Consider the following 25,152-nt stretch of genomic DNA (forward strand, 5'->3'; position numbering starts at 1 on the left):
AATGGGGATGACCATTGCTGAAAAGATATTGGCTGAACACGCAGGTAAAGAGGAAGTTAAGCCCGGAGAAATAGTTATGGCAAAGCTTGACTTCGTGTTCGGAAATGATGTAACAACTCCCTTAGCAATCAAGAAGTTTAAGGAGCTCGGAGTTGACAGGGTCTTTGATCCGGAGAGGGTAGGAATAGTTCTTGATCACTTCACTCCAAACAAGGACATAAAATCAGCGGAGCAGTGTAAGTTCTCAAGAGAATTCGCGAGAGAAATGGGCATAAAGTGGTTCTTTGAGGGAGGAAACGTTGGAGTTGAGCACTGTCTCCTTCCCGAGCTCGGACTAATACTCCCGGGAGACCTCGTGATAGGGGCTGATTCACACACATGCACCCACGGAGCCCTAGGAGCTTTTGCAACCGGAGTCGGAAGCACGGATTTAGCAGTGGCGATGGCAACTGGGGAAGCTTGGTTCAGGGTTCCTGAGACTATAAAGTTCGTTTACGAGGGAGAGCTCCAGCCATGGGTTACCTCGAAGGATCTTATCCTTTACACCATAGGAGACATTGGCGTTAACGGGGCTTTATACAAGGTAATGGAGTTCAGCGGGGAAGTAATTGAGAAGCTTTCCGTGGAGCAGAGAATGACAATGACAAACATGGCAATTGAGGCGGGGGCAAAGACGGGAATAATTGAGCCAGATAAGAAAACCCTGGAGTACGTGAAGGAGAGGGCTCAGAGAGATTACAAGGTCTACAAGAGCGATGAGGATGCGAAGTACCACAAAGTAATAGAGTACGACGTGAGCAAGATAGAGCCTCAAGTGGCATTTCCACACCTTCCAGAGAATACCGTGCCAATAAGCAAGGCCGCCAAGATGAACATAAAGATCGACCAAGTGTTCATTGGTTCTTGTACAAATGGACGATATGAAGATTTGAAGATGGCCGCGGAGATTCTCGAGGGTCAGAAGGTTGCTCCCTGGGTTAGACTAATCGTAATTCCATGCTCACCCAGCGTATACTGGAGAGCCCTAAAGGACGGCCTGCTTGAGATATTCCTCGAGGCTGGAGCCGTTATAGGGCCTCCAACATGCGGTCCATGCTTAGGAGGACACATGGGAGTTCTCGCTTCTGGGGAGAGGGCGGTTTCAACAACCAACAGGAACTTTGTTGGAAGAATGGGTCATCCAAAGAGTGAGGTTTACCTCGCAAGCCCCTACGTTGCCGCTGCATCTGCAGTTCTCGGAAGGATAGCTTCTCCTGAGGAGGTGGTAAAATGAAGGTTAAAGGAAGGGCTTGGAAGTATGGGGATCACATAGATACCGACGTCATAATCCCCGCGAGATACCTCAACACCTCTGATCCAAAGGAGTTGGCTCAACACGTGCTCGAGGATCTAGACCCAGAGTTCAGGTTCAAGATGAAGCCTGGGGACATAATAGTGGCCGGCGAGAACTTCGGGTGTGGCAGTTCAAGAGAGCACGCCCCATTGGCGATAAAAGCAGCCGGGGTTTCCTGCGTAATAGCCAAGAGCTTTGCGAGGATATTCTACAGGAACGCAATAAACATTGGACTTCCAATTCTCGAGGCTCCTGAGGCAGTTGAGAGGATAGAGACGGGAGATGAGCTCGAGGTAGATTTCTCCACGGGAGAGATTAGGAACCTGACTAAAGGGGAAGTATACCACGCGAATCCTTTCCCTGACTTCATAATGGAGATCATCAAGGCCGGAGGCCTAATAGAATGGACTAAGAGGAGGTTAGCCAAATGATCAAGATAGCGGTAATTCCTGGGGACGGAATAGGTAAGGAAGTAGTTGCGGAGGGACTAAAGGTTCTCAGAAAGTTAGAACAGCTCAGCAACGTGAAGTTCGACTTTCAAGAATATCCCTTTGGCGCTGAGCACTACCTCAAAACTGGGGAAACCCTGCCGGACTGGGCAATTGAAGAATTCAGGAAGTTCGATGCCATATACTTTGGGGCAATAGGTGACCCCAGGGTAAAGCCTGGAGTTCTCGAGCATGGAATACTGCTCAAGCTGAGGTTCTCCCTTGACCTCTACGTTAACCTGAGGCCAGTCAAGCTGTACCACCCGAAGCTCACACCGCTGAAGGAGAAGGAGAAAATTGACATGGTCTTCGTCAGAGAGAACACCGAGGGGCTGTACGCTGGTGCGGGAGGATTCCTCAGGAAGGGAACTCCCCAGGAAGTAGCAATTCAGGAGATGATAAACACCCGCTACGGTGTGGAGAGGACAGTAAGATTTGCATTTGAGTACGCCAAGAAAACGGGAAGGAAGAAGGTAACCCTCGTGGACAAGGCCAATGTTCTAACCTATGCCCACGATCTCTGGCAGAGGGTCTTTGCCGAGGTCTCAGAGGAGTACCCGGAGATTGAAACTGACCACTATTACGTCGATGCAATGGCAATGAAAATGGTTCGCTCTCCCGAGATCTTCGAAGTAGTTGTTACACCCAACATGTTCGGTGATATTCTAACGGACCTGGGGGCGGAGATAGTCGGTGGGCTAGGTTTAGCTGCATCAGGGAACATACACCCTAGGAAGGTCTCTATGTTCGAGCCTGTTCACGGTTCTGCCCCAGATATAGCTGGAAAGGGTATAGCAAATCCCTTAGCGGCGATATTAACGGCTTCGCTCATGCTTGAGCATTTAGGGTTGGACAAAGAGTCTAAGACGGTGGAAAAGGCTGTTGCAAAGGTGATAGAAGAGAATAAGGTAACTCCAGATTTGGGAGGTAGTTTGAAGACTCATGAAGTTGGAGATGCCGTTGTTAAAGTCCTAGAGGTGTTGTGGGATGAAGGAGAGGCGGGTTGAGCTGTACGATACCACCCTTAGGGACGGCGCCCAGATGGAGGGGATAAGCTTCTCACTTGAAGATAAGCTGAAGATAACTGAAAAACTTGATGAATTCGGCATACATTATATAGAGGGAGGATGGCCAGGTTCAAATCCTAAGGATATAGAGTACTTCAAGGCTGTTAAAGACCTAAGCTTGGAAAACGCTCAGATTGCAGCGTTCGGAAGCACGAGAAGGCCGAGGCTGAGGCCCGAAGAAGATCCAAACCTTAATGCCCTCGTTGATTCCGAGGCTCCAATAGCGACGATATTCGGTAAGAGCTGGGATCTCCACGTTACGGATGCATTAAAGACGACCCTTGAGAACAATCTCCAGATGATAGCGGATTCAATAGAGTACCTCAGAGAACACGGCATGAAAGTATTTTACGATGCCGAGCACTTCTTCGATGGATACAGGGCAAATTCAGATTACGCAATGGAGACCATAAAGACGGCTGAGGAGGCGGGAGCTGAGAGGATAGTCTTAGCTGATACCAATGGAGGGTCACTACCTTCCTTCATTAAGCAGGTAGTCGAGAGGGTTAGGGAAGAGATAAAGGTCCCCTTGGGCATCCATGCTCACAACGATTCCGAGCTGGCAGTTGCCAACTCTCTCATGGCCTTTGAAGCTGGAGTTGTTCAGATACAGGGGACGATAAACGGTTACGGAGAGAGGTGTGGCAACGCTAACTTGATTTCAATAATCCCCGCCTTAGAGCTCAAGTACGGGGTTGAAGTTGTTGGAAAGGAAAAGTTGAGGAAGCTTAAAGAATTAGCGCACTTCGTTGCCGAACTCGCCAATATGGAGATACCCAGGAACCAGCCCTACGTTGGAGACAGCGCTTTCGCCCACAAGGGTGGAGTTCACGTGTCAGCTGTCCTAAAGAATCCAAGGACATACGAGCACATAGATCCAGAGCTCGTTGGAAACAGGAGAAAGGTCGTAGTTTCAGAGCTCTCAGGAAAGAGCAACCTCATATACAAGGCCAAAGAACTGGGTATAGACTTGGATGAGAAGGATCCCCACCTTCAGGAGATAGTGAACAAGATTAAGGAGCTTGAATTCCTGGGCTATCACTTTGAGGCTGCTGAGGCCTCGCTTGAACTGTTAATCGAGAAGATAAAAGGAAGGTACAAGCCCTTCTTTGAGCTTGAAAGGGCAAGAGTTATAAGCGAAATACTCCCCGGCCAACCCCCAATATCGGAAGCTACAGTAGTTGTTAAGGTTGACAGCAAGAGAGTCCACACAGCTGCAGAAGGTAATGGCCCAGTCAATGCCCTAGATCTGGCACTGAGGAAGGCCTTAACTGAATTCTACCCAGAGCTCAAGGAGATAAAGCTCGTTGACTACAAGGTCAGGGTTCTTGGGAGCGAAAAGGGAACTGCTGCCAAGGTCAGGGTTCTTATCCAGACGAGCGATGGAAAGAAGAGCTGGGGCACCGTTGGAGCATCGACGAACATAATAGAGGCAAGCTTAAACGCCATAATCGACAGTATGGAGTACTGGCTGATGAAGGAGTGTGGTAAAAATGAGAAGCGATGTGGTAAAGAGGGGAATTGAAAGGGCTCCCCACCGTTCCCTTTTTAAAGCTATGGGGCTAACGGATGAGGAGCTTGACAGACCACTCATAGGAATAGCTAACTCATTCAACGAGCTGATCCCTGGTCATATACACCTCAGGAAGATTGCCGAGGCGGTAAAGGCAGGAATCAGGATGGCCGGAGGGACTCCGCTTGAGTTCAATACAATAGGGATCTGCGATGGAATAGCAATGAACCACTCCGGAATGAAATATTCGCTCCCCTCAAGGGAGCTTATAGCTGACAGCGTTGAATTAGTCGCTCAGGCTTATCACTTCGATGGAATAGTGATGATTGCTTCGTGTGACAAGATAATCCCGGGAATGCTAATGGCTATGGCTAGGCTCGACGTTCCAGCTATTTTCGTTTCAGGCGGCCCCATGCTGCCAGGCAGGTTTAGGGGAGAGTACGTTGATGTAAAGACCGTTTTTGAAGCAGTGGGTGCCGTAAAGGCTGGAAAGATGAGTCTTGAGGAGCTTAAGCTTCTTGAATCCGTAGCCTGTCCTGGTTGCGGCTCTTGTGCTGGAATGTTTACCGCAAACACCATGAATGCACTAACGGAAGCCTTGGGAGTTTCAATGCCGTGGAACGGAACTGCTCCGGCAGTTTACGCTCACAGGATAAGGATAGCCAAGAAAACGGGAATGCAGATAGTTAAGCTCGTTGAAGAGGACGTCAAGCCAAGCGACATAATGACTAAGGAAGCATTTGAAGATGCCATAGCCGTTGATATGGCTCTAGGTGGCTCGACAAATACTGTCCTCCACCTTATGGCAATAGCACATGAGGCAGGAGTTGACCTAACTTTAGATGACTTCGACAGGATAAGTGAGATAACGCCAACCCTCGCAAAGCTGAGCCCCGCAGGAAAACACTTCGTCGTTGACCTCTACGAGGCGGGAGGAATTCTTGGAGTAATGAAGAGGCTTGCTAAGAAGGGGATTATTCACGAGGACAGGATGACAGTTGCCTTGAAGACTGTAAAGGAATTGCTTGAGAGAGCATTCGTGGCCAGGGATGACGTGATAAGACCACTCGATAATCCTTACTCCCCTAGAGGGGGCATAATGATACTTAGAGGAACACTTGCCCCAGATGGGGCTGTAATCAAGGTATCAGCCGTTAACGGAGTTACCGTATTTGAAGGAACCGCCAAAGTTTATGACAGCGAAGAGGAAGCCACGAAAGCAATCCTGAGCGGAGAAGTTGAGAAGGGCGATGTTGTTGTGATAAGGTACGAAGGCCCAAGGGGCGGCCCAGGAATGAGGGAGATGCTAACTCCCACTTCCGCTATAGCAGGGATGGGGTTAGATAAAGATGTTGCCTTAATTACAGATGGAAGGTTCTCCGGAGCAACGAGAGGAATTTCAATCGGCCACGTTTCGCCGGAAGCTGCAGAAGGAGGACCAATAGCCCTAGTCGAGAATGGGGATAGGATAAGGATAGACCTAAAGGCAAAGAGAGTTGACTTACTAGTTGACGAAGGTGAACTTGAGGAAAGGAGAAAGAGATGGAAGCCAAAGGTTAAACCCCTCAAAGGGTATCTGAAGAGGTACTCGGAGTTAGTTACATCCTCAAATACTGGGGCAGTTTATAAATTCTAAACGCAATTCTTATATATTTTTACTACTTCCAATTTTTAGTGATCAAAATGAGGAAGATAATTCTGGCATTTATCCTAGGCGTGATAGTTGGAAGTGGAGTGTTCTTAGTACCAAAGACCCTTACTAGGACTCCAAAAACCATAGGTCAGATGTTCGTGGGGAGACAGGATGTGTACTATGCGGGTTATCCTGGGGACGTTATAGAGCTTCACGTTTACTGGATCAAAAAGAGGGGCAACATGTCTGCTGTTTACAGCATAAGGGATTTACCTAAGTGCCTGAACCTGTTGGCAATAGTGCCTTCCCACGAGGCAGTGAGTGGAGAAGTTGAGAAGGAGAAGTTCATCATATTGCTACAACTTAAAGGGGAGGGCAAGTGCACAGCCGATGCAAAGTTCGTACTTAGGTCGGGCAATGTTGAAGTAAGCATGCCCATAAGAATTGTGGCCTATGGCGTAAAGAAGGGTAGCAAACTAAGAGTATATACCTCCAAGGTGGCAGAAATTGGAAGTGAGGGGGATCTAAATGGGAGTATACTAGAGTATGAGATCTACAACCCAACGAACTCAAGTGTGTACATTAGGGATGTAAAGATAGAGCTACCTGGGATAAGGATCGTGAACTTTTCTCCAATCCAGATTCCTCCGAAAACTTCAAGGATCTTAACATTTATCCTAAAAGACGATAGGCCAATAAAAACCGACATCGTACTTATAAGGCCCCTTCTCCTGTACAGCATCGGTAATGAAACACTCGAAATGCCCCTTGAAGAGTACAGATTTGAGATTATCCCGGACTATACAGATATCCTGGGCAACACCCAAGTTGTAGTCAAATAATGCCGAAAGGAGCGCTGAAATAATGAAAAAGGGTGTAATCATAGCGACTCTTCATTTTATAATCCTTACAACGCTCTCTCTAATCAAGTATGAAAACCTGCAGTATTGTAGCCTAGACCTGGGAATATTCACACAGTCACTCTCTTCAATCCTCCACGGCATGTTCCTTTACAATACCGTGGAGTTTCAGATGTACGGGGCCTCAACGCATTTTGCCGTTCACTTCCAGCCGATACTCCTTCTAATCTTCCCCCTTTTTGCTGTTTTTAAAAGCCCAATAACGCTACTGATTCTTCAAAGTTTTGCACTTGCCATCTCGGTTCTAATAGCGTACCTCATAGCTATGGAGGTTAATGAAGAGATAGCCCTTCCAGTGACCATACTCTACGCCTGCAACTCCTCGTTAATTGGCATAGGGCTGTTCGAGTTCCACCCAGTTTCGCTTGCCGTTCCATTATTGCTCCTCTCCTTTTTAGCACTGCTTAAGAGAGAAAGCAAATTGTTCTACGTTACTAGCGCTCTTACCCTGAGCGTTAAAGAGGATGCATTTCTCGGGATTCTAGGAATTCTCGCATGGGATACGCTGAAGAATGGGGTATCAAGGAGGAAAATAATTGAAGTGCTCTGCGTGCTTTTCTACGGCATACTGGTCATTAAGGTCGTGATCCCCCTCTTCGGAGGGAGATACATATACGAGTCCCTCTATAAAAGCATCAATATCGACCAGAGAAAACTCCTGTACTTTATCACTGTCAACGCAACTTTTAGTTTCCTTCCCTTCCTGGATTATGAGTCAGTCATTCTGTTATTCTTACCTTGGCTTGAATCCCTGCTATCCTCAAGACCAACGCAGACGATGATAGGCTTTCACTATTCCTATATGATAGTTCCGTTATCGTTTATAGCCTCAGTTTATGGAGCGAAAAAGCTTAATAAAAGAGCCCTGGGAGGGCTAGTAGTGGCTGGAATCTTAGTATCCTTAGCTACCCTGCCCATAACTTTCTCCCCAAACAAGGAGGATTTGAGCGTAGTCCACTATGCAAGACTCCACCAATACCCCAGGAAGAACGCATTCTGGGAGTTGATAAAGCTCGTTAATGGCTCCGTATATACTCAACCGAGGTTTTATGCCCCACTGTCAACTAAGATCGACGTATACGTTTACCCGAGGGGAGCAAAGGTAGAGTACATACTACTTGATATGACAACGTATAGGGGGAGGATCTGGCTTAAAAGGTTCGGGAGGATAAATAAAGTAAGGGTAAAGGTAATTAAATGCATCAACGGTGTATGCCTCTTTAGGGTGCAAAAATGATAAGGGAAGCCACGTTCGACGACGTTGCGGGAATAGTGAAGTGTCACCTTTCTGACGTTGACATTCTCAGATATCACAGATTGAGCGTCTTTGAGAGGTACAAATATGGAGGCCCCTGGATGAGTGTTGAGACCTGTTCAATCCATCTGAACTACTTATTCCTTCATAATCAGCCCGTTCTAGTTGCGGAACTTGAAGGCAAGATAGTTGGAGAAATAGAGCTACTGATTGAAGAGGAGATGCTTCTGGACAGGCTCAGGAGGATATGCAACGCAGATGTTCTCATGGTTCATAGGGAATTTAGAGGGAGGGGAATCGGGAGAGCATTAATGCAGAAAGCAGAGGAGATTGCCAGGGCAAGAGAATGCGATGTTATTGTGGTAACTCCTGAAGACAGATCCTATAGCTTCTATGAGAGGCTTGGATATAAAAAGTTGCTCGAGAACCATGTTGTAAAGATAAACACCGAAAAGTTTGATCCAGAAGATGCGAAGCTCCATGGCTTTTCGTGGGAAGAAGTGAAAGGGCTTGAGCTCGTTGCTGGAAGATTTCAAACTTCATATCATCATTGGTTTTCAAGCTTTGTAGATCTAATTGCGGGGATCGATAACATCTTGGAGTCGGGGAAGTTGGGGAAGTCGTACTACGTTATAAGGAAGCTACCCAGTGGATTAGGAGGAGTTTACATCTGGGGACGGGAAAAAGATATCCCGGAAATCCTCGGAAGAGCTAGAAAATATTTCAAGGAAGTTATAACAACATTACCCCAGGATTTAGCTGAAGAGTTCGAGGCTGAAATCCTTAGAAGGAACGTTATCTTGGGAAAGTGGATATCGTAAAGTTTATAAATCAAGACCAAGGAAGTGAATGACGGACGGTGGGCCGGTAGCTCAGCCTGGTATGAGCGCCGCCTTGGCAAGGCGGAGGCCCCGGGTTCAAATCCCGGCCGGTCCACCATAAATTTTGGGCGGGCCCGTGGTCTAGACTGGTTATGACGCCACCCTGACAAGGTGGAGGTCCGGGGTTCAAATCCCCGCGGGCCCACCATTTCTGAAATTACATTCTCCACTATCCTCACCTTCTCAAGATACTCTTTTAAGAGCCTATAAACAAGAGCCGAGAGATTATAGCCCTCCTTTCTAGCTTCCTCCACCCAAACCCTATCCAATGTAAGTTAATCGTCGACATGCCCATTATGACAAATCATCTATGAACGTCTCTTCGAGGGCCATGTAATATCCCCTATATACATCGCTCTTAGTTACAACTCCCACTAATTTTCCAGTTTCATCAACAACTGGCAGAATTCTCTGTTTCATTAACAGCTCAAGGGCATCTCTGGCAGTCTTATCTTTTCCAATTGTATAGCCCTTTATGGGTTTCTTTGCTCCCTTTAAGACTTCTTGAATGCATATAATTCCAACAACGTTCTCATCATTATCCAAAACTGGAAAACAGTCATGACCAGTTTGTGTAGCTTTTGAAATGACTTCCTCTTGGCTGAATCCAACCCTTAAATAAACAACATCTTTAGACATTATCTCTTCGACTTTAACCATCTCAAGTATCATTGGTTTGCCGGTTCTTATTTTCAGGCCTCTCTTCTCGAGCTTGAGGGTGTATACTGATGATCCCTTAAATATAAACCTCGCAATCAAGAAGCTGAGAGTTGAGGCTATCATTACCGCAGGTAGAAGAGAGTACCCTCCAGTGAGCTCCACTATCATAAGGATTTGAGCTATAGGGGCTTGGGTTAATGCACTAAAGAACGCAGCCATTCCAATGAGTGAGTAGGTTTTAGGATCCAGCCCAAATAACAGGGCAAATGCTCCCCCGAGCATTGCGCCTATATAAAGACTAGGGGCAAAAATACCACCGCTAAAGCCCGATGCAATTGTAAAAACCGTTGCAATAGCCTTTGCAATGGCTAAGGTTATCATGATTTTCAGTCCTAATTTACCGAGTAGAGCTAGTTGAAGGCCCTCATAACCAACTCCAAAAATCCCATAATTCCTAAACTGTGATCCAATGACCCCAACAATTAATGCTCCGAGAATTAATCTCGGGAAAAGGGGGATTTTCTCTAGTGCATCTCCAGTCTTATATAGGGATTTCGCAAAAAGAGGAGCTAGAACACCCATGACTAACCCCATGAGAACGTAATAGGTACTTTCCGATATAGAATGAGAGAGACCTGTAGGTATTTCAACTCCAAAAGCTTTCCCGAGGAATGTCAATGTTATTGCATTCCCTATTATTGATGATATGAATATCGGCACTAAATTCAGAGAAAATGCGCCCATATAAATTACCTCAAGAGCAAACATAGCTCCAGCAAGGGGCGTGTTAAAAGTCCCAGAGATGCCGGCAGCCAGTCCGCATGTGGTTATTAATCTTCTCATCTGGGACGAAAGGGAAAGCCTCCTACCTATCCAAGATGCTATTGATGCCCCTATAAATCCAATTGGTCCTTCTCTACCTGCACTTCCCCCTGAGCCTATTGTTATTGATGTTGCAATGATTTTTAGGATTGCGAACTTCCCACTTATGTCCCCTTTTCTGAAGATCACGCTTTCTATAACCTCAGGAACCCCTGTTCCTCTTACTTTTGGATTGTTCTTAACTATTGGGTATATAAAGAGAGCTCCTATTATTGGCATCAGAAATAACTTAAACTTGGCGGATAAAACACCAAAGAAAAGCCTCGTTGTTATGTTAACTAAAAATCTAAAAAGTAGGGCTCCAAGCCCCCCTCCAATACCTGCAATTATGGATGCAAATATTACCTTTGCCCATTTCCTTATCATCGGACTATTCCCCAATAACGGATGATATGATCAGCCGGTGAAGTAGTCGGGCTCTCTAACTGTTTCACCGCCCATTTTCTTTCTGCTCTCTTCGAACTGTTTGTAGTACTCAATCATGTATTTGGTAACACTTGGCTTAACTTTCTTGAATGCTTCCTCGAAATCCTTCCTCGTAACTACAAGCTTGTTTAAAAATTCCTCACTCTCTTCCTCAACGGCTTCTGGAGATAATGAAGAAACTGCCCTTTTTAGTGCGTTTAGTGCTGCTTCTCTGACTAGAGCAGCTATGTCTGCTCCAGTGTACCCCTCAGTTTTTCTGGCTAATTCCCTAAGGTCAACGTCTTTTGCTAGTGGCATGTTTCTGGTGTGTACTTTGAATATTTCTAGCCTCGCCTTCTCGTCGGGCGCTGGAACTAGGATCAGCCTGTCAAACCTACCCGGCCTAAGCAGGGCTGGATCAAGTATATCCGGCCTGTTGGTTGCAGCAATAATTACAACACCACTGTTCTCTTGTATCCCATCCATCTCGGTGAGTAACTGATTGATTAACCTGTCTGTAACCTTTTCACCTTCTGAGGTTCCCCTTGCCGGCGCTATTGCGTCAATTTCGTCGATGAAAATTATAGAAGGTGCTGCCTGTCTCGCTTTCCTGAATATCTCTCTTATTCTCTTCTCGCTCTCACCGACCCACTTGCTCAGAACCTCTGGACCTCTGATAGCTATGAAATTAGCTTGACTTTCAGTTGCTATTGCCTTAGCTAACAATGTTTTACCAGTTCCTGGGGGCCCATAGAGGAGGATTCCCTTTGGAGGTGTTATGCCTAGTTTTTTGAAGGCTTTTGGGTATTTAAGTGGCCATTCTACTGCTTCTCTGAGTTCTTGCTTTACGTCTTCGAGTCCTCCAATGTCATCCCAGTGGACGTTTGGTACCTCAATGAGCACTTCCCTCAATGCTGAAGGCTCAACCATCTTGAGCGCCTCGAGGAAGTCCTCCTTTGTTACCTTAAGTTCCTCCAGGACTTCTCTTGGAATTGTCTCTGCTTCAGGGTTTATCTTTCCTTCTTTGATTAGCCTTCTTAGAACTACCATTGCAGCCTCCCTAGCTAATGCTGCCAGATCAGCACCAACGAATCCATGGGTTATCTCTGCAAGTTCATCAAGTAGCTTATCAATGAGCCTTGCCTTAACTTCAACGTATATCTTGCCATCCTTTTTTAGAATATCCTTTATCTCTTCTTCGTTACTTGCTTTCTTTACCTTCTCTATAAGTTCAGAAACAATGGCTCCATCAAATCTCTCTTCCCTTTCCAATTCCTTAAGGACTTTCAATACTGCATCCTTCTCAAAGTCTGGTTCTATTGGCATTCCTCTTGTGTGGATTTGTAGGATTTCCTTCCTACCCTGCTTGTCTGGAACACCAACCTCAATCTCCCTATCAAACCTTCCAGGCCTCCTCAAAGCCGGATCAATAGCATCAGGCCTGTTCGTCGCTGCAATGACTATCACTTTGCCTCTTGACTTGAGGCCATCCATTAAAGTCAGTAACTGAGACACGACTCTCTTTTCTACTTCTCCAACAACTTCCTCTCTCTTTGGTGCTATTGCGTCAATTTCGTCGATGAATATTATTGCTGGAGCGTTCTCCTCAGCCTCCTTGAATATTTCCCTTAATCTTTCTTCGCTTTCTCCGTAGTATTTGCTCATTATTTCCGGACCGTTGATTGCGATGAAGTATGCATTAGCCTCGTTGGCCACGGCCTTAGCTAGTAAAGTCTTACCAGTTCCTGGGGGCCCATACAAGAGAACACCCTTCGGTGGTTCTATTCCCAGTCTTTCAAATAATTCAGGATGCTTGAGGGGCAACTCAACCATTTCCCTGATCTTTTCGATTGCGTCATTGAGACCACCAATATCTTCATAGGTAACTTCTGGAACCTTTTCCTCACGAACTTCGACTGCCTGGGGAAGAACCTCGACCTCGGTGTTGTAAGTTATCTGGACAATTCCCTTGGGTATAGTGTTCACAACGACGAACTTTAGCTCGCCAAAACCAACTGACATTGCCTCGAAGAAACCTCTAAATAGCTCGTCAAAAGGTGTCCCAGAGTAGAACTCTCCCCTTCCACTTGCAACAATTATATCTCCCTTAACTACAGGCCTCCCTAGGAGGTTGTTTTTTATTACGTCCCCAGGGATTTGAATAATAACACCCCTCTGAGCCGGTGCTAAAACGACTTTTTTTGCTTCCTTAACTTGGGCCTTCCTAACGGTTACAAAATCTCCTATGCTGACCCCAGCGTTTCTCCTAATATATCCATCCATTCTGATGATGTCGAGCCCTCTATCATCTGGATGAGCATTTGCGACTATAGCGGCAGTTACTCTTTCTCCTTCAATCTCCACTATATCCCCAGCCTGAACACCAAGCATTCTCTGGTATTTTCTATCAAACCTAACTATCCCTCTCCCTACATCCCATTTCAGAGCTTCGGCAACTCTAAGCTTTATCTCCTCTTTCTTCTCATCCCCTCTCCCAAGTATCATTTTCTCACCTCTTTCCTTCTTTTTTGAATGTTTATTGCTTCTTCTATCGTGATATTTCCTAAAGCGACTTCTCTCGCTAATTCGGATGATATCGTTATTTTGCCCCCGCTTAATCTTCTGCTTTGGGCTTTAATATTTTCTATTTCTCCTTTAGTTACTTTATCCCCCTTAATTAACTCTCTTATCGTTATCTCCCTTCCGTCTCTAAGACCTATATTAATAGAAGCAACTATATCCTGTATCGCCCAAGCCTCCACTCCGCCAACTCGAGGAGTCGTCCCTTTCTCATTGACTAGGATTATTGGATAATCTTCTCCGAGTATCTTTGCAAGGGTCTTAAGCATTAGTATTCTGTGCCTCTTAGCACCATGACCAATCTTAATTTTGGCTTTAGGATATTTTTCAAGCAGTTGTATTATTATATCAACATCTCGGGGGCTTTTTAGATGGTAGACCTCGAGGACTCTGTTATCTGCAACAACACTTACCCCAGGTCTCTCCCCAGGATCGATTGCTATGTAAATATGTTCAAATCTCCTTTTCCCTTCTAGCCTCAAAAGCAATTCATCTATAAATGTCTCGTCTCTCACTATTATCTTAGTGGGGAAATTTATCTTATTAGAATCTCGTTCTGACGTCAAAACTATCTCTACATCAAAAGGAATCTCATCGGTGATCTTCAAACTATAGAACGGAATTTTATGCTCTTTTAACACTTTCGTGGCTATATAATACACCCTTGCGTCTGTTGTTATTACTGCTACTCGCATCGTTAATAAAGTAGAGGAGAAGAATAAAAAGCTCACTCCTCAGGCTTGGGGAGAATGGCCTCAACACCAAGGACTTTCCACATGGCCTTTATCTGGTTCCTTAGCTCTTCAATAGCCTCAGGCCTCTTGAAGAGATGCTTGAATCTTCCCTGGAGCTTGAGGTACTCTTCAATGGGCTTCTTGAACTCAATCCTTACTACTCTTCCGCCCTCCTTGTGTACCTTCGCACCTCCTCCTGGTGGTTGGATCTTGATGTTCCAGATGTCACCATACTCGATCTCGAATAATGGCCACATTCCTGTTTCAATTGCTAGCCTCGCTATCTCAACGCCTTTCTCAAGTGGTGTTCTCCATCCTGTCGGGCAGGTACAGTGAACTTGGATAAATGCGGGACCATCGACCTTAGCGGCCTTCTTTACCTTCTTTATGAAGTCGAATGGGTTTCCAATGCTTGCTGTTGCAACATAGGGTATCTGATGAGCAGCTGCAATGAGAGCGACCCACTTCTTCGGCTTGTCTTCACCAATTGAGTACTTTCCTGGTGGTGAAGTCGTTGTCCATGCTCCGTAGGGGGTTGAACTTGACCTCTGAATTCCAGTATTCATGTAGGCCTCATTATCATACATCAGATAGACTACATTGTGCCATCTCTCAAGCATTCCCGAGAGGGCCTGCATACCTATATCTGCTGTACCACCGTCACCACCAATTGCAAGGATCTTGCCCTTAATTCCCTTCTTCTTCCATGCAGCCTCAATTCCGCTTGCAACAGCTGCAGCGTTCTCGAATGCAACATGAACCCATGGAGCCTTCCAAGCGGTGTATGGGAATACAGCCGAGACTACCTCCATACATCCAGTTGCCTGGGCAATTGCAAAAGCATTTGGATCTCCATACTTCTCTTCCATAGCCTCGCTGAAAGCCTTAGTGGCGAGCCTCAAAGCTGTAGCACAACCACATCCAGCACAGGCAGCGTGGCCCGGTGCCCAGTACTCGCGAGTGGTAACAGGAGGCTTTCTAACTGCCATTTCAACCACCTCACAAGAGCTCTTTCCTTAAACCAATCCAACTTATTGGCCTCTCAACCTTACCCTCCTCAAGGGCCTTCTTCGCTATCGCCAATGCCTCGTCAAGTTGCTGGAATGTTACGTCTCTACCACCGAGACCGGCTATGAAGTCAAGTAGCAATGGCTTCTCGCTTTCATTGATTAGGGCAGCTGAGGCATCCGTAAACACGGCACCGTAGAGACCAATTGTTATGTTCTTCTCGATGAATGCGAGAACCTTGGTCTTCTTAGCGAGCTCCCTTATCTCCTCAACTGGGAATGGCCTGTAGACAGTCATCTTTGCTGCTCCAACCTTGTATCCCTCTTCCCTCTTCTTGTCGACCCACTCCTTGAGGGTTCCGGCTAGTGAGCCCATAGTTACGAAGATTATATCTGCATCCTCCGTTCTGTACTCCTCGATCTTCTGGTACTTCCTTCCGAACTTCTTCTCGAACTCTTCAAAGACTTCATCAATGACCTTCTTGGCTCTCTCCATAGCCTCCCACACTAAGTACCTAGTTTCCATATAGTGGGCTGGGAATGCTAGGGCACCCTGGGTTATGGGCCTCTGCGGGTCGAGGTAGGCGTGCTTTGGTTCGTACTCACCGAGGAACTCATCAACGACTTCCTGATCTGGTATTTCCACGGGCTCAACCGTGTGAGTTAGGATGAATGCATCGAAACCGACCATCGCTGGTAGGAGAACCCTCTCATCCTCTGCAACCTTGTATGCTGCGATTATCAAGTCAAGGGCCTCTTGGTTGTTCTCAGCGTAGAACTGAATCCAACCAGTGTCTCTCTGGCTGATCGTGTCCTGCCAGTCGTTCCAGATGTTGATTGGAGCTGAAAGTGCTCTGTTACCAATGGCCATTACAATTGGTAGCCTCATTCCAGCCGCTATGAAGAGTATCTCGTGCATCAGGGCAAGACCCTGGGATGCAGTTGCCGTGAACGTTCTAACTCCAGCTGCTGCAGCTCCAACCAACGCTGAAATAGCTGAGTGCTCGCTCTCCACCTTTATGAACTCAGCGTCAAGTTCACCATTTGCAACGAATTCGCTGATCTTCTCGGGAACAAGGGTTGAAGGTGTAATTGGGAACGCTGCAATTACCTTGGGTTTAGCCAGCTTTGCAGCCCAAGCTGCCGCTTCATTTGCCTTCATAACGGTTCTAATTGGCATCTTCACCACCCCATTCACTTAACTTCCCTAACCATCTCAATTGCCTTGGTTGGGCACTCATTTGCACAAATTCCACAACCCTTACAATAATCATAGTCGAAAACTGGATAGCCCTCTTCGTCTAAGTAAATTGCTGGCTCTGGACAATAGATGTAGCACAGGAAGCACCTAACGCACTTATCCTTGTTGAACTCGGGCTTAAAGACTCTCCAAGAACCTGTCTTGTTAATTACGCTGCTTCCTGGTAGGTAGACTATTGCCCCTGGAGTCATTTTCTCCGTTAACTCCTTTTGAGCTCTTTCTATATCCGCCTTAAACGGGCTCTCAGCCATACATACCACCCCAAGTGAATTATCCGCCTTATTTAAATAAATTAAGGAAAGTTCAACCAAACACTTCAGCAAGCTTCTTAAGCCTCTCCCACTCCTCAAGCACCCACTTCTGAAGTGTTTCAATGTCATCCTTAGTCATGTACTTGAATCTTCCCTGTAGCTTGAGGAACTCCTCAATTGGCCTTGGCTCTTTCTTTGGATTTGGCATGTTGATTTTGTACTTGCCGTTCTCGTATTCAAAGAGCGGGAAGTATGCAGTCTGCACAGCAAGTCTAGCGATTTCTATGGTCTTGTCTGTTGGGCTCCTCCATCCTGTTGGACAGGGAGCAAAGAGCTGGATGAAGCTTGGTCCTGGTGTTTTTTGAGCCTTCTTGAGCTTTCTTATGAAGTCCTCAGGATAGGCTATGCTCGCAGTAGCAGCATAAGGAATTCTGTGGGCAATTACGATGTCAATAACTTTCTTCTTGTGCCTCTTCTCAAGAAAGTGTCTCTTTCCTCCTGGTGTGTTTGTTGTCCATGCTCCGTAGGGGGTTGAACTTGACCTCTGAATTCCAGTATTCATGTAAGCCTCATTATCATACATTATGTAAACTGCGTCATGGCCTCTTTCAAGGAATCCACTCAATGCTTGAAGGCCTATATCTGCGGTTCCTCCGTCACCTGCCCAGCCAACCACCATTATACCGTCTTCTCCCTTAACTTTGTATCCCATAGCCTTCAATGCAGCTTCAATACCGCTAATCACGGCACCTGTAGTTTCGAAGGCCGTGTGGAAGAGGTTGGCGTCTAGAGCTGAATAAGGCCAGGGACCAGCTATGATTGTTGAACAGCATGCAGGAATTGCAACTATTGTCTTTCTTCCATATGCCTTAAGCACGTACCTAAGGCCGAGGGATGCACCACAGCCTTGGCAGGCAGTGTGACCAGCATAAAAGTGTTCATCAAACGGAAGGGTGAGCCTCTTCTTAATGTTCTCAGGAACTTCCATCATTCTCACCTCTTAAGGTGATACCACTCAACTTCTCTATCCAACTTACCGCTCGCAATAATCTTCTTCATGTCCTCGGCAATAGCCTTGACGTCTTTAACCGTGAAGTCCCTCCCTCCGAGTCCTACGATGTAGTTCTTCATTATTGGCCTGGCGTCGGTATTGTACAGGGATCCCTTAGCCTCGTTGAATAAAATTCCCTCCTGCCCAAATGAGAAGTTTCTGTCTAAAACGGCTATACCCTTAACACTCTCCGCAATTTCCATAAGCTCCTCCTTCGGGAACGGCCTGAACCAGCGAACCTTTGCATAGCCAACCTTGTAGCCTTCTTTTCTTAGGAGATCTACTGCCTCTTTAACGGTTCCCATTAGGGAGCCCATTCCCATGAACACGAAGTCTGCATCATCAATGTAAGCCTTCTCTATCATCTCACTGTAATCCCTTCCAAACCTCTCACCAAACTCTCTGCCAACTTCCTTGATAACCCTCTTTGCCTCCTCCATGGCCTTCGCAATCTTGTACCTGAACTCGTAGTAGTCATTTGGGGTTGCAAGCCCACCGACTGCGAAAGGCTCGTCAAAGTTAGCCAAGCTGTAGAGGGGCTTTCTAGGTGGGAGGAACTCATCCACAAGTTCCTGGGGAATCATCTCAACTATATCATAGGTGTGACTTAAAATGAACGCGCTCTCTATGATCATAGCTGGTAGGTTTACTGTTTCTGCAATCTTGTAGGCCATCAAAACCCCATCGTAAACCTCTTGGTTGTTCTCAGCATAGAACTGCATCCAGCCCGTATCTCTTTGGGCAAGCGAGTCAGTCTGATCATCCCAGACGCTCCATGGGGGTGCCATTGCTCTATTCACGTCAACCATTACTATTGGCAATCTCGCTCCAGAGGCCCAATGGAGCATCTCATGCATTAAGGCAAGACCTTGAGCTGAAGTTGCGGTAAAGACTCTAGCTCCAGTCGCAGAAGCTCCTATACATGCGGCCATTGCGGAGTGTTCACTCTCTACGGGGATGTACTGAATGTCAGCAAGACCATTAGCAATGAACTCAGCAATCTTCTCAATGATGCTGGTCTGGGGGGTTATAGGATAAGCAGCGACAACCTGAACTCTCGCGTGAAGAGCTGCATACGCAGCGGCATAATTACCGCTTACAACCTTCCTAATTGGCCTGTACTCCATAACGAACACCTCACTTTTCCTCTCTCACCATTGTAATTGCCTTAGTTGGGCACTCATTAGCGCAAATCCCACAGCCCTTACAATAATCATAGTCTATTGCAACCATGCCATCTGGCTTAATGTAAATTGCCGGCTCAGGACAGAACTTCCAGCAAATATAGCATTTAACACATTTCGACTCGTCAATGACAGGCATGAAAGTTCTCCAATCTCCGGTGAAGTTAACTAGTGTGGTTCCCAAACTAACTGGGGCTTCGGGGTACTCATCCACGGACTTAGGAGAAATTGGCTTCGCCTCATCCTTAGTTTTTCCAAATAGGGTATTCACGTCGACCACCCCATTCACGGGAAGAGGGTTAAACCAAAAAGTAAGGAAGTTAAAGCTCAAAGACCTGGGTCTTTTCAAAAGCTTCCTGAGCAGCTCTAGCGTTCTTTTCGCCAAGCTCACCAGAGAACGTGTCCTTAATGGCTTCCTTGATACTGTCAATCTTAACAAGCCCAGTAGCCTTTGCGACTGCACCGAGAATTGCGGTGTTCGTAATTGGAAGACCAAGAACCTCGAGGGCTATTGTAGTAGCATCGACTAGGGCCAGCTTCTTTGGCTTCTTCTTGAGCTTCTCTAGAACTTCTTCCTTGCTCTTCTCGGTGTTTATTATCACGATTCCATCATCCTTGAGACCTGCTGTGACGTCAACAGTTTCGAGAAGGCTTGGGTCTAAAACTACTACTATGTCAGGCTCATAGATCTGGGTCTTGATCCTAATGGGTTTGTCATCTATCCTGGTAAATGCAGTAACTGGGGCACCTCTTCTTTCAACACCAAAGAATGGGAAAGCTTGAACGTACTTGCCTTCTAGAAATGCTGCCTCAGCGAGAATGTTTGCGGCAGTAACGGCACCTTGTCCACCTCTACCGTGAAAACGAATCTCTATCATCTTCAAGCCTCCTTAAAATTTTTTCAAATTGATCCGGGTCATTTTTGGTTTGATGGAGTCCTATTTATTTAGTTTTCGGTGTAGAGTGAAAACCCTCACGTCAATTGTCAAACTTTTGGTTGGAAAATGTTTATTCCATGTTATTCGATAATCAACGAATGATGTTTTGGCTTTCACCGAAAGCCTTTTATATAATTCACATCCTCCAAATACGAAAGCCCGTTCTAATGAAAATTCACTAAGGTGATGTGAATGAAACTGCTAAAGCCAGCGAAGGACATAGGTATTGTTGGTTATGGTGCCTACGTACCAATGTACAGAATCAGGAATGAAGAGATAGGTAGGGTTTGGGGAGTTTCAAGCTTCCCAATCGAGGAAAAGGCCGTTCCTGGTCTTGATGAGGATGCCGTGACCATAGGAATTGAAGCTGCAAGAAACGCCCTTAAGAGGGCTAAAATCGACCCCAGGAAGATAAGGGCGATATGGTTTGGAAGCGAGAGCAAGCCTTACGCGGTCAAGCCCTCGTCAACGATAATAGCTGAAGCCATTGGAGCAACTCCTGATTTAGAGGCTGCAGATTTTGAATTCGCATGTAAGGCAGGAACCGAAGCATTGCAGGCGGCAATAGGTTTCGTGGCCTCAGGAATGGCTGAATACGCAATGGCAATAGGGGCAGATACCGCGCAGGGAAGACCTGCTGATCACCTCGAATTCACCGCTGGAGCAGGAGGTGCTGCATTCATAATCGGGGAAAAGAGCAGTGAAACCCTAGCATATTTTGAGGGAAGCTACTCCTACGTCACCGACACCCCAGACTTCTGGAGGAGGCAACATGAGCACTACCCCAGGCACGGGAACAGGTTTACCGGAGAACCAGCATACTTCCACCACGTAATAACTGCGGCAAAGACGTTGATGGATGAACTCGGTTTAAAGCCAAGCGACTTCGACTATGCAGTGTTCCATCAGCCAAACGTTAAATTCCCGCTTACCGCTGCAAAGATCCTGGGGATACCAAAGGAAAAGGTCCTCCCTGGGCTTTTAACCGGAAGGATTGGAAACACGTACAGCGGAGCAACGATGGTTGGGATTTCTGCAGTTCTCGACATCGCAAAGCCTGGGGACAGGATACTGTGGGTTTCATTCGGTTCAGGAGCCGGAAGCGATGCGTTCAGCATAGTCGTTCAGGATGCAATTGAGGAGAAGAGAGATCTCGCTCCGAAGGTTGAGGACTACATAAAGAGGAGGAGGGTCATCGACTATGCGCTGTACGCCAAGGCGAGAAGGAAATACATACTGTGAGGTGGTTTAAATGAGGAAAGCAATTATCGTTGGAGTTGGGATGACCCCCGTTGGGGAGCACTGGAAGCTCTCACTTAGAGACCTCGCGGTCGAAGCCATTCTCAACGCTATGGACGATGCCGGTGTAGACAAGGTCGATTCCCTCTATGTAGGTAACATGGCTTCTGGGCCTTTCGTTGAGCAGGAAAACCTTGGAGCTTTAATAGCTGATTGGGCTGGCCTCGGAAATATACCTGCAGTAAAGATCGAAGCTGCTTGCGCCTCTGGAGGAGCCGCCGTTCAAGAGGGAGCGAAGGCCGTGCTAAGCGGTCTTGAGGATGTTGTTCTTGTCGTCGGTGTTGAGAAGATGACCGATGCATGGCCAAGCGATGCCACAAGATACTTAGCCTATGCAAGCGATGCTGAATGGGAGTTGTTCCATGGGGCGAGCTTTGTAGCCCTTAACGCGCTGATAATGAGGCACTACATGAACACCTATGGATACACTGAGGAAGACCTAGCATTATTCGCAGTCAATGCTCACGCCAACGCCGCAAAGAACCCATATGCTATGTTCAAGAGGGCGATCACCGTTGATACCGTTATGAAGAGCCCCTATATTGCAGATCCGTTGAAGCTGTTCGATGCTTCCCCGGTATGTGACGGAGCTGCCGCCGTGATAATAACTACTCCGGAGAAGGCTAAAGAATTGGGAATTCCGAAGGAGAAGTGGGTTGAGATCGCGGGAATGGGAAGGGCCGTTGACACGATAAACCTCGCAAACAGGGAAGATCTACTCACGCTTAAAGCCGCAAAGATAGCCGCTGAGAGAGCCTACAAGATGGCCGGGGTTACGGTTGATGACATAGACTTCTTCGAGGTTCATGATGCCTTTACTGTCATGGCCGCTCTAAGCTTGGAGGCATTAGGTGCGGCAAAGAAGGGAGAGGGAGCAAAGCTTGCTAAGGAGGGGCAGATAGCGATTGATGGAGACTACCCAATCCAGACGATGGGTGGGCTTAAGGCGAGAGGCCACCCAGTCGGTGCAACTGGAGTTTACCAGACCGTGGAGGCAGTCCTTCAGTTGAGAGGAGAGGCACCGGAAGGAATTCAGGTTCCTGATGCCGAAGTTGGGGTTACGCAGAATATTGGTGGAACGGGCTCAAACATAACCGTTACAGTTCTGAGGAGGGTTTGAAATGGGGAAGCCCATGCAGGTTTCCCGTTACTGGAGGCACTTTAAGGAGAAGTACAGGCTAATTGGAGGAAAGTGCGAGAACGGCCATGTGTTCTTCCCGAAGAGACCCGTCTGTCCAGTTTGTGGTAGCAGGAACGTTGAGGACTTTCAGTTCAGTGGCAGAGGTAAAGTCATATCATGGACATTAGTTAGGAATCCGCCGAGCGGTTTTGAATACTACAAGCCATATCCAATAGCACTAATACAGCTTGAGGAGGGGCCAGTTATATTGGCCCAGCTAACTGACGTTGATCCGGATGAAATTAAGGAAGGCATGGAAGTAGAGATGGTAACCAGAAAGATCAGGGAATTCGATGAGGACGGAATAATACTGTACGGCTACAAGTTTAGGCCCATGCTGAAGTGAACCGCGTTTCTAACTTCAGCTTTAAATACCCTATTCCTTCTTTCAATTTGATGAGAACGCTAATAGTTGCACTTGGAAATGAGGTCATGGGTGACGATGGAGTAGGGATAAAGATAGGCAGGGTACTAAGGGGAAAGGGCTACAGGGTAGAAGAGCTGGGAACCGACATTTTCTCACTTCAGAGGGTTTACCAGGGAGAAGAAAAGATCATAATTATCGATGCAGTTCTCTCAGAAAATCCCGGAGAGGTCATCCATCTCAGAGGGGAGGAGGTGTTCTCAAGATTGAAGGCGGAAATCAGGAGCGCCCACTTTATGGGTGCCATAGAAGGGCTTAAGCTTTTAATGGCCCTTGATGAAAGGCTGAGGAAGGCTGAGATACACTTCGTTGGGATAACGATTAAGGAGATAAAGCTTGGCCTTGAACTCAGTGAAAGCGTAAAGAGGGCTATTCCAAGGGCGGTAAAACTCGTGGAGGAGATAGCGGGATGAACTTCCTGATTCCACTAATCCTGGGGATCATCCTGGGATACCTGCTGAGAAACAAGATAAAGGTAAACACCGAAGTTTTAATGTCTGCATCCGTTGTAGCATTAGTGTTCCTTATGGGGATAAAAGCTGGAGAAGTCGAAGTTAGCGCGACAAAGGCCGTTCTTTACTCTCTTACCTTAATGCTATTTGCTGTTGTCGGGAGCATTGGTGTAGCAAAGGTTTTGTGGAGGGAAATAAAGTGAGATTTACAGTGGCCGTTATAGCTTCCCTAATAGCAGGATACACACTGGGAAAAATTGGGGTGAAGGCGGGGGAACTGTACGAGCTCGCCCTCTACCTCCTAATTTTCATCATAGGCCTTGACATCGGGCTGCACGGTAGATGGGCCGAGATGAAGAAAAGCCTGAGCGTGAAGAGCCTGCTTCTCCCCCTAGCCACTTTAATTGGTTCTCTAATTGGGGGTGTCATTGGAGGAATCATTTTAAATATCCCTCTAAAATGGGCTATTCCAGTTGTTGCTGGAGTTGGGTGGTACTCCCTTACTGGTCCCATCTTGGCCCAGTACTCAGCCTTCTATGGCATCATAGGATTTCTCGCCAATTTCCTCAGGGAAGTATTTACCGTGATCTTGTATCCATTCTTCGCTAATACGTTTGGCAAGGAGCCTTCAATCTCTATTGGCGGAGCAACAACGATGGATTCAACTCTTCCCATAATCGTTAAGTTCGGTGGGAAGGAGATAACTATGATTGCTTTCATCCATGGTTTTATACTGTCTCTCTTAGTCCCCGTTATTGTCCCGTTCCTCGCCTCAATTGCGGCTGGTGGATAAAATGAGGAAAGTAGCAGTAATTGTATTGTTGATCCTCTTTATTTCCCCAGGATGCCTCAACAGGAAAGCTGAGGTCACAGAGACCACTAATGGGCCCCAGGAATGTCTAACATCAAATCTAACCCTCGCTTTAGCCTGTTACATCTCTCAAGATTGGAGTCTTTTAACAAATCTTTCAGTAAAATTCAAGAACGAAAGCCTTGAATGGACAATTTGGAACATTCTCAAATGGGAGGAGGAAAATTTTAGATACGATGATTTCAAGAATTCGAGCATCATACTAAGGCCCTCGGAATTTTTAAAGATTAGAAAAGGAGTCTGTACTGACTACACCGTCCTTACGGCAGGAATTCTTCTGGCACTAAATGTGACTCCGGTTTACGTTTTGATAATCCATTTTTCAGAGACACCAACGCTACACTCTGCTGTTGCAGTAGAGGTCGGTAACTACACTTTCATACTCGATCAAAAGCTTCCCCCGCGCGATTTGGGGAGCTACTTAGAAGGCTTTGCCTATAATGGTAAGACTATAACGTTTGCAGAAGTTTACTTGCTTAACACCCCAGGGAACGTATCTTATGTGGGCATCTGGGGAGTTGACAAGTTTAGAGAGAACGATTATACCCCCACCTACTACGATGCCTTCAAGCTGAGTAGGGAAATAGCAAAAATATTCAGAAGGAAAACAGGTCTCTTCCCCAGAGAGGAGTTAAGAGTTACGATACCCCAAGGATTCCTAGAAAGAAAGGTGTGGGTGTTCAGGTTTAAAATGCTCAAGATATCTTACAATCCCCTATTCCTCCAGCAGTACGCCACAATGCTCGCCGAGACTATTATGGAGGATAGTGAAGTGAGTAAAGACCTCCAAACCTACAAGGCGTTCTGGACGTACGCGTACTGGGAGGGGGATGACCTCGTAGTTAAGCTTTTCTTGGCTAAGTGAACCATTTATTCGGTGATG

At 46.6% G+C, this 25,152-nt stretch carries 25 protein-coding genes and 2 tRNA genes; 17 read left to right on the top strand and 10 right to left on the bottom strand.

Annotated elements, in window-relative coordinates:
* Position 1 precedes the first annotated feature (1 nt).
* From leuC to A3L04_RS05900, 10 genes are all read left to right on the top strand, one after another.
* On the top strand, positions 2-1,273 hold the full coding sequence (gene leuC / locus A3L04_RS05855; protein ID WP_068576788.1) for a 3-isopropylmalate dehydratase large subunit: 1,272 nt from the start codon (positions 2-4) through the stop codon (positions 1,271-1,273).
* Complete coding sequence (leuD, locus tag A3L04_RS05860; protein ID WP_068576785.1) at positions 1,270-1,764, top strand: 3-isopropylmalate dehydratase small subunit; 495 nt, start codon at positions 1,270-1,272, stop codon at positions 1,762-1,764. The genes leuC and leuD overlap by 4 nt, the downstream gene beginning before the upstream one ends.
* Positions 1,761-2,828: a 3-isopropylmalate dehydrogenase gene (locus A3L04_RS05865; RefSeq protein ID WP_068576783.1), complete on the top strand. Its 1,068-nt coding sequence runs from the start codon at positions 1,761-1,763 to the stop codon at positions 2,826-2,828. Before leuD ends, A3L04_RS05865 begins: the two co-directional genes overlap by 4 nt.
* Complete coding sequence (gene cimA / locus A3L04_RS05870; RefSeq protein ID WP_068576782.1) at positions 2,809-4,413, top strand: citramalate synthase; 1,605 nt, start codon at positions 2,809-2,811, stop codon at positions 4,411-4,413. Before A3L04_RS05865 ends, cimA begins: the two co-directional genes overlap by 20 nt.
* Entirely contained in the window at positions 4,382-6,037 is a 1,656-nt protein-coding gene (gene ilvD / locus A3L04_RS05875; RefSeq protein ID WP_068576780.1) for a dihydroxy-acid dehydratase, read from the top strand. The genes cimA and ilvD overlap by 32 nt, the downstream gene beginning before the upstream one ends.
* Positions 6,038-6,075: 38 nt before the next feature.
* Positions 6,076-6,876, top strand: a complete 801-nt coding sequence (locus A3L04_RS05880) for a hypothetical protein (protein ID WP_157092399.1) — start codon at positions 6,076-6,078, stop codon at positions 6,874-6,876.
* A gap of 22 nt (positions 6,877-6,898) precedes the next feature.
* Complete coding sequence (locus tag A3L04_RS05885; RefSeq protein WP_068576776.1) at positions 6,899-8,191, top strand: DUF2079 domain-containing protein; 1,293 nt, start codon at positions 6,899-6,901, stop codon at positions 8,189-8,191.
* Positions 8,188-9,030, top strand: coding sequence for a GNAT family N-acetyltransferase (locus A3L04_RS05890; protein ID WP_068576774.1), 843 nt, complete (start codon positions 8,188-8,190; stop codon positions 9,028-9,030). The genes A3L04_RS05885 and A3L04_RS05890 overlap by 4 nt, the downstream gene beginning before the upstream one ends.
* Positions 9,031-9,070: 40 nt before the next feature.
* Positions 9,071-9,148, top strand: a tRNA-Ala gene (locus tag A3L04_RS05895).
* Between the two features lie 12 nt (positions 9,149-9,160).
* Positions 9,161-9,238: transfer RNA gene (locus A3L04_RS05900), tRNA-Val, on the top strand.
* 146 nt (positions 9,239-9,384) lie between these two features.
* Here A3L04_RS05900 and A3L04_RS05905 read toward each other — a convergent pair.
* Genes A3L04_RS05905 through A3L04_RS05950 form a run of 10 tightly spaced genes read right to left on the bottom strand, consistent with a single transcriptional unit; the run spans position 9,385 to position 19,983 of the window.
* Complete coding sequence (locus tag A3L04_RS05905) at positions 9,385-10,998, bottom strand: chloride channel protein (RefSeq protein WP_068576772.1); 1,614 nt, start codon at positions 10,996-10,998, stop codon at positions 9,385-9,387.
* Between the two features lie 30 nt (positions 10,999-11,028).
* Positions 11,029-13,542, bottom strand: coding sequence for a CDC48 family AAA ATPase (locus tag A3L04_RS05910; protein ID WP_068576770.1), 2,514 nt, complete (start codon positions 13,540-13,542; stop codon positions 11,029-11,031).
* Positions 13,539-14,312 carry a hypothetical protein gene (locus A3L04_RS05915; RefSeq protein WP_068576768.1) on the bottom strand — a complete coding sequence of 258 codons (774 nt, stop codon included), beginning with the start codon at positions 14,310-14,312 and terminating at the stop codon, positions 13,539-13,541. Before A3L04_RS05915 ends, A3L04_RS05910 begins: the two co-directional genes overlap by 4 nt.
* Before the next feature lie 32 nt (positions 14,313-14,344).
* On the bottom strand, positions 14,345-15,340 hold the full coding sequence (porB, locus tag A3L04_RS05920) for a pyruvate synthase subunit PorB (RefSeq protein ID WP_068576766.1): 996 nt from the start codon (positions 15,338-15,340) through the stop codon (positions 14,345-14,347).
* Between the two features lie 10 nt (positions 15,341-15,350).
* Positions 15,351-16,538, bottom strand: a complete 1,188-nt coding sequence (gene porA / locus A3L04_RS05925) for a pyruvate synthase subunit PorA (protein ID WP_068576765.1) — start codon at positions 16,536-16,538, stop codon at positions 15,351-15,353.
* 14 nt (positions 16,539-16,552) lie between these two features.
* Positions 16,553-16,870 (bottom strand): pyruvate synthase subunit PorD, encoded by a 318-nt coding sequence (porD, locus tag A3L04_RS05930; protein WP_068576762.1) that lies wholly within the window; start codon positions 16,868-16,870, stop codon positions 16,553-16,555.
* 52 nt (positions 16,871-16,922) lie between these two features.
* Entirely contained in the window at positions 16,923-17,858 is a 936-nt protein-coding gene (locus A3L04_RS05935) for a 3-methyl-2-oxobutanoate dehydrogenase subunit beta (RefSeq protein WP_068576760.1), read from the bottom strand.
* A 5-nt stretch (positions 17,859-17,863) separates the two neighbouring features.
* Positions 17,864-19,048, bottom strand: coding sequence for a pyruvate ferredoxin oxidoreductase (porA, locus tag A3L04_RS05940; protein ID WP_068576758.1), 1,185 nt, complete (start codon positions 19,046-19,048; stop codon positions 17,864-17,866).
* Positions 19,049-19,058: 10 nt separating this feature from the next.
* A complete protein-coding gene (locus A3L04_RS05945) occupies positions 19,059-19,376 on the bottom strand; it encodes a 3-methyl-2-oxobutanoate dehydrogenase subunit delta (protein WP_068576756.1) in 318 nt (105 codons plus the stop codon).
* Between the two features lie 49 nt (positions 19,377-19,425).
* Entirely contained in the window at positions 19,426-19,983 is a 558-nt protein-coding gene (locus A3L04_RS05950; protein ID WP_068576755.1) for a pyruvate/ketoisovalerate ferredoxin oxidoreductase subunit gamma, read from the bottom strand.
* 252 nt (positions 19,984-20,235) lie between these two features.
* Between A3L04_RS05950 and A3L04_RS05955 the strand changes: the two genes are divergently transcribed.
* The 7 genes from A3L04_RS05955 to A3L04_RS05985 are packed head-to-tail and all read left to right on the top strand — an operon-like array spanning position 20,236 to position 25,134.
* Positions 20,236-21,285 carry a hydroxymethylglutaryl-CoA synthase gene (locus A3L04_RS05955; protein WP_068576752.1) on the top strand — a complete coding sequence of 350 codons (1,050 nt, stop codon included), beginning with the start codon at positions 20,236-20,238 and terminating at the stop codon, positions 21,283-21,285.
* Between the two features lie 10 nt (positions 21,286-21,295).
* Entirely contained in the window at positions 21,296-22,462 is a 1,167-nt protein-coding gene (locus A3L04_RS05960) for a thiolase domain-containing protein (RefSeq protein WP_068576750.1), read from the top strand.
* A 1-nt stretch (position 22,463) separates the two neighbouring features.
* Complete coding sequence (locus tag A3L04_RS05965) at positions 22,464-22,868, top strand: Zn-ribbon domain-containing OB-fold protein (protein ID WP_068576748.1); 405 nt, start codon at positions 22,464-22,466, stop codon at positions 22,866-22,868.
* Between the two features lie 50 nt (positions 22,869-22,918).
* Positions 22,919-23,359, top strand: coding sequence for a hydrogenase maturation protease (locus A3L04_RS05970; RefSeq protein WP_068579470.1), 441 nt, complete (start codon positions 22,919-22,921; stop codon positions 23,357-23,359).
* On the top strand, positions 23,356-23,601 hold the full coding sequence (locus A3L04_RS05975; protein WP_068576745.1) for a hypothetical protein: 246 nt from the start codon (positions 23,356-23,358) through the stop codon (positions 23,599-23,601). The genes A3L04_RS05970 and A3L04_RS05975 overlap by 4 nt, the downstream gene beginning before the upstream one ends.
* Positions 23,598-24,191 (top strand): lysine exporter LysO family protein, encoded by a 594-nt coding sequence (locus A3L04_RS05980; protein WP_068576744.1) that lies wholly within the window; start codon positions 23,598-23,600, stop codon positions 24,189-24,191. The genes A3L04_RS05975 and A3L04_RS05980 overlap by 4 nt, the downstream gene beginning before the upstream one ends.
* A gap of 1 nt (position 24,192) precedes the next feature.
* Positions 24,193-25,134, top strand: coding sequence for a transglutaminase-like domain-containing protein (locus A3L04_RS05985; RefSeq protein WP_068576742.1), 942 nt, complete (start codon positions 24,193-24,195; stop codon positions 25,132-25,134).
* Positions 25,135-25,152 lie beyond the last annotated feature (18 nt).

It is taken from the genome of Thermococcus chitonophagus, assembly GCF_002214605.1.
GTDB lineage: Archaea > Methanobacteriota_B > Thermococci > Thermococcales > Thermococcaceae > Pyrococcus > Pyrococcus chitonophagus.